Origin of the sequence: Tunicatimonas sp. (genome assembly GCF_049647865.1) — a bacterium.
Classification (GTDB): Bacteria; Bacteroidota; Bacteroidia; order Cytophagales; family Cyclobacteriaceae; genus Tunicatimonas.
In genome coordinates, this window is record NZ_JBARYM010000094.1 from 1 (window position 1) to 11,436 (window position 11,436).

Genomic DNA, 11,436 nt, shown 5'->3' on the forward strand with positions numbered 1-11,436 from the left:
ACATAGTACTTTCCTACCAGATGATCGCCTTTGATTTTAGCCGATTCAGGGGTTTCGCCTTGACCAAATTTTTGGTAGGCCAGCATTGATTTACAAATATGAATACCTCGGTCGTTTACAATATTGACTTTATGCACGGCGTAGCCGTTGGCATGCAGTATTTTTGTCATAGCATCTCCCAGAAAATTATTTCGCAGGTGGCCCAAGTGCAATGGTTTATTGGTGTTGGGAGAAGAAAACTCAATCATTACTTTCTCGCCATTAGCACGCTGAAACCCGTAGGGTTGCCCTGACTGATATTGCTGAAGAATTGACTGAAGCGCACTAACCCATACTGAGTCAGCTAATTCTATATTCAGAAAGCCCTTCACTACGTTAAAATCTTTGACAATGCTGATATGCTCCTTTAGATAATTGCCGATGGTTTCGGCCGTTTGCGGTGGACTCTGGTGGGTAATGCGCGCGTAGGGAAAGGTAACAAAAGTGTGCGATCCGGAAAAATCCTTTCGGGTGGGTTGTAAGCTCACGTCCTCTTCTGATATCTGGTACTGATACTGCTGTTGAAAAGCGGCCTGAATACCCCCGGTGAGTTGTTTTTCTATAGTCATAAAATCACTAAGTTCTGAGTTTTAAGTTTAGAGTTTTGAGTCTATGCTTGGGTAGAGAAACGCAAAAACCCTGAACACAGAACTCAAAACTCTAAATGCGCTGATTTAAGCGTTGCAAAGATGCCAAAATTATAAGAATATTGCAGCCTTCACGACCATTGCATCATTTTTATATCTATGCGAAAATACGCTGATCTAATTCATAAAACTTTTGACTTCCCCACCGCTGATTTCAATATGCAGCCGGAGGGCTTGCAGTTTCACGGTGTTCCGCTGATGGCGGCAATTCAACAGTTCGGAACACCTTGCAAAATTACCTATTTGCCTAGCATTAGTGCCAACATCCAACGCGCTAAACAAATGTTTGAGCAAGCCATACAAAAGTACCAGTACCAAGGGAATTACCGTTACTGCTACTGTACCAAATCGTCGCACTTTGAGTTTGTTCTAGCTGAAGCATTGAAAAATGATATTCATCTTGAAACTTCGTCCTCCTACGATATTCCGATCATTCGGCGGTTGTACGATCAAGGAAAAATCAATAAAGATATCCTGGTCGTGTGCAATGGTTACAAACAAGAATTGTATAAGCAGTGTATTACCGAATTACTGAATGATGGGTTCCAAAATTGTATTCCAGTGCTGGATAATGTGGAGGAACTACCGTATTATGAACAGCACGTTCGCAATTCTTTTGATGTTGGCATTAGGGTAGCCTCCGACGAAACCCCCCGGTTTGAATTGTATACTTCCCGCTTGGGGGTTCGCTATAGCAATGTAGTAGAGTATTATCGGGAAAAACTCCAGTATAGTACTAAGGTACGCCTTAAAATGCTACACGTTTTCGTGAACCAAGGTATCGACGATTCAGCCTACTACTGGAGTGAACTAAACCGCTTCGTAGAAATGTACTGTGAGCTTAGAAAAATCTGTCCTACATTAGATACTATTGATATTGGCGGAGGCTTTCCAGTAAAGAACTCGCTGTGGTTTACTTATGATTATGCATATATTATTGAGCAAATCATTGAAAATATTCAGAGTGTTTGTCAACAAAACAATGCTCCTACCCCGCACCTGCTTACTGAGTTTGGTATGTATACCGTAGGCGAAAGCGGAGCCACTATTTATTCGGTGCTAGGGCAAAAACAGCAGAACGATAAGGAGCTTTGGTATATGATTGACGGATCATTTATTACCCAATTGCCTGATATATGGGGATTGAACCGAAAGTTCATTATGCTACCGATCAACCACTGGGACCAGCCTTATCAGAAGGTAAACTTAGGCGGACTTACTTGCGATAGTATGGATTATTACAATACCGAAGCGCACCATAATGAGGTGTTTCTGCCTAAAATACCGCTCAATGACCCTCTGTATGTTGGTTTCTTTAATACGGGAGCTTATCAGGAGGCAATTGGCGGATACGGTGGTGTGCAGCACTGCCTCATTCCTGCCCCAAAGCATGTTGTAATTGACCGAGACGAAGAGGGTGGGTTTACTTATCGCTTATTTGCTCCCGAACAAGACAGCGAATCAATGCTACGGGTGCTAGGCTACAGCTGTCATTCTACACTATCTCTAGCCTTTTTAATCACGAGGGAATTACAGATCATAATCACCCTCTACCTTAGCTAGACCTCAACCGCTATACTTTTTTTCTTAAGTTCAGTAATATCCAACGCATATTTTATCACCCTAGTTGGATTGTTATTTTTATCTTTCATACATATATAGTAACCACGAAGATACACTTCGGCACCACTTTTTGTAATGCGCTTATATTCTCCAGGTTGCTTATGCCCATCTCTTAATTTCTCCCAAAATTTTTCGTATTCTTCTGACTGGGCATAATCTAAATCCACAAAAATGCGATGATGCTTTCCTTGCACTTCTTCTATTTGATACTCCATCAAAGATAAAAAGGCTTCATTGGCGTTAGTAATAATGCCATCCATATTAAATTCAATGGAAGCAATACCGCTCTCATCGATGGCATCAAGCCGCCCTTTCATTTCGCCAGTTTTACGGTCTACCTCTTCCTGCGTAGCTTGTAGCTCTTCCATATTTTGCCGCATTTCTTCTTCTTGGGCCTGCATTTGTTCAGTCATCTCTTGCGATTCGGCTAATAGCTCTTGAGTGCGTGCATTTACTTTCACCGTAGATATAGTAGAAGCAATACTTTCGGCAATCTTTTGCAGGAACTCTATTTCGTAGGGTTTAAAATCTTCAAATGACGCTAATTCTATTATCCCATATACCTTTTCATTCACTAGTAGTGGGACAATTAGTATGCTAGTAGGGTTTGATTCGCCTAAGCCTGAGGCAATAGTAACGTAGTCATCTGGCACATCGGTTAGGTAAATGGTATCTTTCTCCTGCCAAGATTGTCCGGCTAACCCCTCCCCCTTATAAATTTTCTGATCTAAGTATTTCTCGCGATCCCAGGCGTAGCAAGCTTCCAGGGTCATATAGGGTTCTGCCGCCTCTTCGGCTTGGATTAAATATAGCCCACCCTGATTAGCATGGAGGCGAGAAATTAAGTGCGACAAAATTACTTGGGTAAGTTGCTGATCGTCAGCATTATTCTGACGGAGTAACTCACCAAACTGAGCTGCGCCTTCAGTAGTCCAGTTACGTATTTTATCTTCTTCCGCTACTTTTTGGAGGTTATCGCGCATATTGAGCAGCGAATTACCTAAGATATCTTCGTCGCTTAAAGGCGTAAACTCCGCTTCATACTCCCCCTTGCCAATACTTTCAGCAAACTCTGAGGTATTTTGCAACCCTTTCACCAACCCATCTACCGCATCGGCCATCTCACCTACTTCATCATTACTAAATTTATGAGATTCTTGAATACGCTCCTCAGGTAATCGTCCTTCTCCTAGTTCCTGTATAACTTTTTTTAGATAGCTTACCGGGCGGGTAATTTTACGACTAATTGAAAAAGCTCCTATCAGTCCTAAAACCACTGTTATTGCACCAAGGACAATAATGATTTTCCGTAACTGTAGATAAGAAGCCACATTTTCAATTTGGGCTTGCTCAACCTCTTGCTCCTTGATACTGCTTATCTCAACAAGCTGTTGACGAATTTCCTTAGTACGCGGAATTATATCGTCTTCAACCATATTTTCTGCTAGTAGCTTAGCCATCGGGTCTTCGTAATCCTCAAAAGAAACGAGGCTAGCCATAATTTCTTTTTCACTTTCTATAAGCGATTCAAATTGGGTTAGCACCGTATCAGTTTGTAACATCAGACTACTATCGCCCCAAGCATTACTCAGCTGAGTAATTACCTCCTTCTGCTGAGGATACGCTATATGTAAATCTTTTAGTGCTTGTTTGTTGTCTTCATTGTTTTGTAGGTATACCCAACTGGTAATTAGCTTTTCCGATTCATTGACCATCGTCATAAGATTCATAATAGCATCTGCTGAAGGATCAGTAATCTCAGTGGTTCGTTCAGTTAGACTAATACCTGTGTTTAACGTTAAAATACTGATCAAAGCATTTGCGGCGAATAGAGCGATAAGGGTCAGAAATCCTCCCAGGATCTTTCCACCAATTGAAAATCGTACTTTTTTCATAGCTAGTATTCTCTGCTAATAGTGTTGGGGACGTATACAAGCGTATGGTAGGGCTTCTTATAGATTTATCCCTAGCGATACTCTGCAATAATGGTATGATTTACAGGATAAAAAAACACAAACTAACTTGTTTGATTACAAGGTAATATCCAGTGCATATGTACTACGAAAACCAATATTCTGCGTAGAGTAGACTAAGAGTTTATCAATATAAGTCGCCAATAGTGTTGGAAAAAATGTAGTTTTGCGGTGTTCTCACCAACAGGTAGAACTCAGGCTTCCTTTTTAGCACACCAAGTGGGCCTGCTAATCGTTCTTTGGTTAGGTGGGTTTACAAGTAAGCTCTTTGGCAGTTTGTAACTTTTAATTTTCATGCCGTGATTGATAAACTAGAAGCAATAAAAGATCGATTTGAGGAGGTAGGACAATTAATGATTCAGCCGGATGCCATGGCTGATATGAAGAACTATACCAAGTTGAATAAGGAGTACAGCGACTTGGAAAAGATTGTAAAAAAATACGATGAGTATCGGCAAGTACTAGATAACATTCGAAGTGCTAAAGATGTGCTGGAAACCGAGAAGGATGATGACTTCCGTGATCTAGCGAAGGCTGAGTTAGATGATATGGAGCCTCAGCAGATAGCACTGGAAGAAGAGTTAAAGTATATGCTGATTCCTAAAGACCCTAACGACAGCAAGAACGTGATTTTGGAAATCAGGGCGGGAACCGGGGGTGATGAAGCCGCTATTTTTGCGGGCGACCTATTCCGAATGTATAACTTGTTCGCCGAGGGCTTAGGCTGGGATTTCTCAGTAATTAGCCTTACCGACGGTTCCGCAGGCGGATACAAGGAGATTGTCACCTCAGTAACGGGTGAAGATGTGTACGCTAAACTGAAGTTTGAGTCGGGCGTTCATCGAGTACAGCGCGTACCTGCTACCGAATCGCAGGGGCGAGTGCATACTTCGGCGGCTACCGTGGCCGTACTACCCGAAGCAGAAGAAGTAGATGTAGAAGTAAATATGGGAGATGTACGGAAAGATACGTTCCGAGCTTCCGGTGCCGGTGGACAGCACATTAATAAAACAGAGTCGGCTGTTCGGCTTACCCATAATCCTACGGGCATTGTAGTAGAGTGCCAAGATGGGCGTTCTCAGCACGCCAACTTTGACAAAGCACTTACCGTATTACGCTCGCGTATTTATGAAAAAGAGCTAGCGAAACAAAACGCTGAAATTAGCGACCAGCGCCGGTCGATGGTAAAGAGTGGCGACCGCTCCGATAAAATTCGGACATACAACTACCCGCAAAGCCGAGTTACTGATCACCGGATCAATTACACCGTGTATAATCTATCTTCGGTAATGGACGGGCAATTAGGTGATTTCGTGGAGCAGCTTCGCATTGCTGAGAATGCCGAAAAGTTACAGGAAGGGTAGATTATGTTGAGTCGGAAGTTGGTAGACGGAAGGGGAATGGTGCTAATTGCCACCGTGGTTAGTCTGCTTATTTGGCTTTCTGCCTGCACACCCGAGGAAGAAATATTTACCGATGAAGTGGTTCAACTTCAATTTAACGAAGATACAATTCACTTTGATACATTATTTGCTAGCCGAGGCAGTACTTCTCAGTTCCTAAAAGTTTACAACACCAGTTCCAATGCTATCAACATCTCAAGGGTAGCCATTGGGCGAGGAAGCAACTCGCCCTACACGCTATTTTTGGGCGGAAACTCCAGTCAACAGTTTGAAAATGTGCAATTGCTAGGAGGCGATAGTCTCTTCTTGTTTGTAGAAGTACTCATCGATCCGCAGGATCAGGATCTGCCATTTTTAGTAAAAGACTCCTTAGTATTTCAAGTAAATGGTAGTCAGCAAGATGTAAAACTCATTGCCTGGGGGCAAGACGCTCACTTTCATCGGGGTTGGATTATTTCGCAGGACACTACATTGCGGGGAGATCGACCGTTTGTTATTCAGGATTCGCTCTGGATTGAACCGAACGTTACCGTAAAAGTCGACTCAGGAGCGCGATTCTTCTTCGATGATAACGCCTTTGCCTTAGTTCGAGGCACTCTTCAAACTGAAGGTACGGTTACGTCTCCGGTGGTATTTCGCAATGTTCGTACTGATGGAGATTACGAGAACTCCTTTGGGCAGTGGGATGGTATAACTTTTACAACTACGAGCCAGAATAATATCTTGAAGCATACTTACGTGCGGAACGCGATCAACGGTATAGTTATCAATACGCCCGATGCAGACACTATTCCTGATTTAATATTAGCCAATAGCATAATTGAAAATATGGCAGGGTACGGTTTGCTAGCTATTGGTTCAGATGTAGAATCGTACAATACAATAATCCATCGGTGTATTCTCGGACTAGCTTATAATTTGGGAAATGGGTACTACCGCTATCGTCATTGTACATTTGAAAACGGCAGCACGCCTCGTTCTATACCCATTCCTCGAGAAGACGAGTGGTACGGTTTAGCCTTTGCTGAAGCTTTACCCGAGCAACTAACTAACGTTGAAGTTTCCAATCAACCTTTTTACGCCGAACTCACCAATAGTATTCTGTGGGGTAGTTTGAACGATGAATTGATTCTAAGTATATCTTCCGAAGTAAGTACAGTTTCGCTGAATGCTAACCTATTGAAGTACACTGATACTACGATAGCAGGTAATATATTTAACAAAGATCCATTGTTTGTTGATCCAGCTATTGCGCAGTTCCAACTCGATACTCTCTCCCCCGCTATTAACCAGGGGATTAGAACATCTATTCTCAAGGACTTTAACGGAGCATTGCGTGATGAGCAGCCAGACTTAGGCGCCTATGAATACCATGAGCAATAAACAGTTGACAGTGAATTTCGACAAAAGACGACAATCAACGATTTAACAATCAACAACTAGCAATTTAGCCATTTAATAACCATGCAAGTATATCAGCAGGAAATTCGCCTACCCGCGCACGCCCGAGGTTTTCATCTAATCACTTCGTATGTTGAACAAGAATTCGCGGAGATACGACAAATCCGAGCGGGAATGCTACAGGTATTTATTCAGCATACTTCGGTCAGCCTAACAATCAATGAAAACGCTGACCCTACTGTGCGAGGTGACTTTGAGCGGCACATTAGCCGGATGGTTCCCGAAAATGCTCCCTACTACGAACACACTTTAGAAGGGTCGGACGATATGCCCGCGCACATTAAAGCATCCATGATGGGGAGCAGTGTCACTATTCCCATTACCAACGGACGGCTCAATCTGGGAACTTGGCAGGGAATTTATCTCTGCGAACACCGTAACCACGGAGGTTCTCGTCGCTTAGTTCTTACCGCTTGGGGAGAATAACAGTTAGCAATTAGCAATGTGCGACGATAAGTAGTAAGAAGGAGTGAACAGGTAGTAATTAACCAACAGTGAGTCCAATCATTATCAACTAGCTTTAACTTTTCATTGCTCATTGCTAGCTGTCGTTATTCCTTCTTGCTGGCATCGAAGAGTTTTTTCTTTTCTTCGCGAGTGAGGCTATCGTAGCCACTGTCTGAAATCTTATCTAAAATAGCGTCTATCTCTTCTTGCTTAGTTTCGTAAGTGGTTTTAGTCACCTTGCTAACTTTGCTATGACCATTGCTAGATTTTGACCGCCGATACGATACCTTTACCTTAGGCTGTCGTACAAAGAAGCTTTTGGCAAATGTGAGAAACTGTGTCACTGGCCGCCCCAGATCATTGCCTCGCTGAAGCTGCTTAATAAACAGAAAACCTAATCCCGCTCCGGCCAAGTGAGCCAAGTTTCCTCCGGCGTTACTCCCGGCCGTACCTACGTACGACATAATCACAAAAAACAGGGCAATATATTTAATGCGAACCGGCCCTAGCAAAATAAGGGGAATAGAATAATTTGGCATAAATGTAGCCGCGCCCACCACTACTGCATATACTCCCGCCGAAGCACCCAGCATTTCTGAGCTGCTAATCTGATTTTGAAAATATGGAATTAAGTTATAAATCAGGATGTAGAACACCCCACCAACCAGACCACCCAAAATATACAGGTTTACTACCTTTTCGTCGCCTAAGAACTCCTGAATAATTTTACCAAACCAGTACAGAAATAGCATATTAAACAGAATATGCAGAAAATCTTCGTGGGTAAAGAAGTAAGTTACCAGGGTCCAGGGTTGGTAAATTAGCTTTCCTAAAGAAGCAGGTAGCGTAAGTTGATCGACGATCACTGAATAAATATTGCTCTCCGTCGATATGGTAAGAGGAACCCAGATAAGGAGCAAGACTAAGAATATGATCAAATTGATCACGATAATCTGCATCAGCCCATTATTAGGCCGTTGAAATGCGTGTTTTAGTTCGTCTAGTATACTATTCATGAATTACTGCTGCTAATAAAATGCGTCTCGCTTATCTTTCCACACCTTCAGTAAGATAAAAGCAAATAACATACCGCCTAAGTGGGCAAAATGCGCCACATTATCGCCGGGCTGACGCGAAAACCCTGCCCAAAGTTCGTATGCTCCGTAGAAAAAAACAAAGTACTTCGCCTTAATTGGAAAAGGGAAAAATAGTAAAAATAATTCGGTATTGGGAAACAACAGTCCAAAGGCCATCAAAATTCCAAACACAGCTCCCGAAGCTCCTACCATTGGAATATTTGCTTTACTCTGAACTACTTGCTGAACCAACTGCCGCCCCTGACTTATGTAAGAGTTACTATTCGGATCGTCGTAAAATTCATCAAGCAACGCTTGAATCTGAGAATTGCCATAGGCAAATTCGGCTTCTTCTAAAATAAAGGTAGACAACCGCTCGGGAGTAGTTTCTTCCAATACCCGATCAGCAGCTTGTTCTATTTGGTGTATTTCGTAATAGTTAATGGCCGAATACAGCAAACTGGCCCCCAACCCCGTTACCAAATAAAACACCAGAAACCGCTGATTACCCCAAACGCGCTCCAGCATTGGCCCGAAGATAAAAAGCGCGAACATATTCCCAAACAGGTGAAATAAGCCACCGTGAATAAATAAATGGGTGATAAATTGGTACGGCTGAAAAGTTTCAGCATGGATATAGCGTAAGCCAAATAGATTGACAAACATATCCGTAGAAAATATCAGCGATTGTAATGCAAATATCGCGACATTGATAATAAGTAGATTTTTAACCGTAGGGGTTAGACTGCCAAACATATTAGGTGTTGGTAAAAAAAGTAGCGATTTTTCCTAGCTCGAGTACATACGTAGTTTTACGGCCATCGGGTGCATAATCAGGCTGAATACAGCCAAATAAGCGGTCAATTAACGCCCGCATCTCCGCTTCACTAAGCCGCTGCCCTGCCTTCATAGCCATACGCCGAGCAATAGAGCGAGCCATATTATCTCGTTTGCTTAGTGTTAGCCGTTCTTGGTTACTTTTATATTGTTCAATAATTCCTTCTAGCACTTCTTGTTCGGTTCCGGTTTTCACATCGGGGGGGACTCCTTGTACTACTAATGTTCTATCACCTGCGATAGTGAATACAAAGCCCATCGCCCGGATTTCTTCATCTAGCTCCTGCAATAACGCTAAATCCGTAGATGAAACTTGAATAGTTTGCGGAAATAAAGATTGCTGAGAAACGGCTGATTTTTTTTCTAACGCTAACGAATACTGCTCAAATAAGATGCGTTCGTGGGCTGCCTGCTGGTCAACAAGCATAATCCCTGATTTTACATGGACAGCAATATAAGTATGGTGAATTTGGAATGGGGCATCGCTGGCAGCCTTCTGCTCTGACTCCAAAAACATTTCGCCCCGCTCTGAAGTGCGATTTACCACACTTTGCAAAGTGACCGGTGCGGTAGCTTCCTGATTTTCTTCCGTTGGGTCTTTAGGAAAGTCAAAGTGAGATTTTTCGTCACCCGACCGATATAACGATTCCCAATGTTCCAGATTAGCCCGCCGGGTAATTTCAGCACTCGGTAGTGCCTGATACTCCTTTTGGTTTAACCGAGATGGAATAGTCGTGGTAGTTTTTTCTTCCGGTGGCGAAGGTTCGGTAGAAGAGAATATAGCGAAGTGATTTTCTTCGTCAAAAACCGGAGAAACTAAGTTCTTGCCCAACGAACGCTTTACCGCTGCTCGAACAATAGCGTAAATGGTGCGTTCGTCCGAAAATTTAATCTCAGTTTTAGTAGGATGAACGTTCACATCAATATGCTGCGGATCAACTTCCAAAAATAAGGTATAGAACGGAAAGCTTCCATCGGGTAACATGGCCTCGTAGGCGCTCATTACCGCGTGGTGCAAGTAGTTACTTTTAATGTACCGCTGGTTTACGAAGAAAAACTGCTCCCCCCGCGTGCGCTTATGAAACTCGGGCTTGCCTATCAGCCCGGTTATTCGCACATGATCGGTTTCCTCTTCACAGGGAAGTAGCTGAGACGAGTACGCACTGGTGAACAGATCACCGATTCGGGTAGGTAGTGAACCTGCGGGCAAATCGTACACCAGCTTATCACTTTGAAAGAAGCGAAACCCCAAATCGGGGCGAGCCAGCACTACCCGGTAAAATTCGTCCATAATATGCCGCACTTCTACCGAATTAGACTTTAAGAAACTACGGCGCGCCGGAATATTATAAAATAAATTCTTTACACAGATATTAGTACCTACTGGCCCGGTAGCAGGTTCAGTCTGTTTAAACTCCGAACCTTCCACCACTATGCGAGTAGCCAATTCATCTTCCTCTCGGCGAGTGGTTAACTCTACCTGGGCTACTGCCGCAATAGAAGCCAAGGCCTCACCTCGGAAACCTAGCGTATGAATGTTGTAAATATCTTCGGTTTGGCGGATTTTAGAGGTAGCGTGTCGCTCAAAACACATTCGAGCATCAGACGAACTCATCCCTCGCCCATTATCAATTACTTGAACCAGGCCTTTCCCCGAGTCTTTTACTACGATACTAATTAGTGTGCCTCCTGCGTCAATAGCATTTTCTAGTAGCTCCTTTACCACCGATGCAGGTCGTTGCACGACTTCTCCGGCCGCAATCTGATTAGCGATAGCATCCGGTAGAAGCTGAATTACGTCAGACATAAAAAAATTTTCCTTCCCGAATTATAAGAATGAGTGGGCAATCGTTTTTATCTTCAAGTGCGAGGCTGACGACGTTTTTTTGAAATCTGTTTAAACCGGAAATACATATATATTGGCCCTAAT

The 11,436-nt window shown here is 43.0% G+C and carries 9 protein-coding genes; 4 read left to right on the forward strand and 5 right to left on the reverse strand.

Annotated features, from left to right (window positions below; genetic code table 11):
• Positions 1 to 608: arginine--tRNA ligase (argS, locus tag WBA23_RS03235; protein WP_424580811.1), on the reverse strand; the 608-nt coding region annotated here is incomplete at its 3' end.
• 177 nt (positions 609 to 785) lie between these two features.
• Between argS and WBA23_RS03240 the strand changes: the two genes are divergently transcribed.
• Entirely contained in the window at positions 786 to 2,249 is a 1,464-nt protein-coding gene (locus WBA23_RS03240; RefSeq protein WP_424580812.1) for an arginine decarboxylase, read from the forward strand.
• Here the strand turns inward: WBA23_RS03240 and WBA23_RS03245 are convergent.
• Positions 2,246 to 4,204, reverse strand: a complete 1,959-nt coding sequence (locus WBA23_RS03245) for a GAF domain-containing protein (protein WP_424580813.1) — start codon at positions 4,202 to 4,204, stop codon at positions 2,246 to 2,248. The two genes, WBA23_RS03240 and WBA23_RS03245, sit on opposite strands and share 4 nt — an antisense overlap.
• 377 nt (positions 4,205 to 4,581) lie before the next feature.
• Here WBA23_RS03245 and prfA point away from each other — a divergent pair, with 377 nt between their 5' ends.
• The 3 genes from prfA to WBA23_RS03260 all read left to right on the forward strand — a co-directional run bounded on the left by prfA (position 4,582) and on the right by WBA23_RS03260 (position 7,572).
• The gene (gene prfA, locus WBA23_RS03250) at positions 4,582 to 5,646 is read left to right on the forward strand and encodes a peptide chain release factor 1 (protein ID WP_424580814.1); all 1,065 of its coding nucleotides are present in this window, start codon (positions 4,582 to 4,584) and stop codon (positions 5,644 to 5,646) included.
• 3 nt (positions 5,647 to 5,649) lie between these two features.
• Positions 5,650 to 7,068: a choice-of-anchor Q domain-containing protein gene (locus WBA23_RS03255; RefSeq protein ID WP_424580815.1), complete on the forward strand. Its 1,419-nt coding sequence runs from the start codon at positions 5,650 to 5,652 to the stop codon at positions 7,066 to 7,068.
• Positions 7,069 to 7,149: 81 nt separating this feature from the next.
• Complete coding sequence (locus WBA23_RS03260; protein WP_424580816.1) at positions 7,150 to 7,572, forward strand: secondary thiamine-phosphate synthase enzyme YjbQ; 423 nt, start codon at positions 7,150 to 7,152, stop codon at positions 7,570 to 7,572.
• 125 nt (positions 7,573 to 7,697) lie between these two features.
• On the opposite strand, the gene WBA23_RS03265 is transcribed toward WBA23_RS03260, so the two are convergent.
• Genes WBA23_RS03265 through mutL form a run of 3 tightly spaced genes read right to left on the reverse strand, consistent with a single transcriptional unit; the run spans position 7,698 to position 11,313 of the window.
• The gene (locus tag WBA23_RS03265; protein ID WP_424580817.1) at positions 7,698 to 8,609 is read right to left on the reverse strand and encodes a rhomboid family intramembrane serine protease; all 912 of its coding nucleotides are present in this window, start codon (positions 8,607 to 8,609) and stop codon (positions 7,698 to 7,700) included.
• A 12-nt stretch (positions 8,610 to 8,621) separates the two neighbouring features.
• Complete coding sequence (locus WBA23_RS03270; protein ID WP_424580818.1) at positions 8,622 to 9,425, reverse strand: rhomboid family intramembrane serine protease; 804 nt, start codon at positions 9,423 to 9,425, stop codon at positions 8,622 to 8,624.
• Between the two features lies 1 nt (position 9,426).
• A complete protein-coding gene (gene mutL / locus WBA23_RS03275; RefSeq protein WP_424580819.1) occupies positions 9,427 to 11,313 on the reverse strand; it encodes a DNA mismatch repair endonuclease MutL in 1,887 nt (628 codons plus the stop codon).
• Positions 11,314 to 11,436 lie beyond the last annotated feature (123 nt).

Coding starts and splice junctions, on each gene's coding strand:
- WBA23_RS03240 (WP_424580812.1), top strand. CDS start 786: ATGCGAAAATACGCTGATCTAATTCATAAAACTTTTGACTTCCCCACC.
- WBA23_RS03245 (WP_424580813.1), bottom strand. CDS start 4,204: ATGAAAAAAGTACGATTTTCAATTGGTGGAAAGATCCTGGGAGGATTT.
- WBA23_RS03255 (WP_424580815.1), top strand. CDS start 5,650: ATGTTGAGTCGGAAGTTGGTAGACGGAAGGGGAATGGTGCTAATTGCC.
- WBA23_RS03260 (WP_424580816.1), top strand. CDS start 7,150: ATGCAAGTATATCAGCAGGAAATTCGCCTACCCGCGCACGCCCGAGGT.
- WBA23_RS03265 (WP_424580817.1), bottom strand. CDS start 8,609: ATGAATAGTATACTAGACGAACTAAAACACGCATTTCAACGGCCTAAT.
- WBA23_RS03270 (WP_424580818.1), bottom strand. CDS start 9,425: ATGTTTGGCAGTCTAACCCCTACGGTTAAAAATCTACTTATTATCAAT.
- mutL (WP_424580819.1), bottom strand. CDS start 11,313: ATGTCTGACGTAATTCAGCTTCTACCGGATGCTATCGCTAATCAGATT.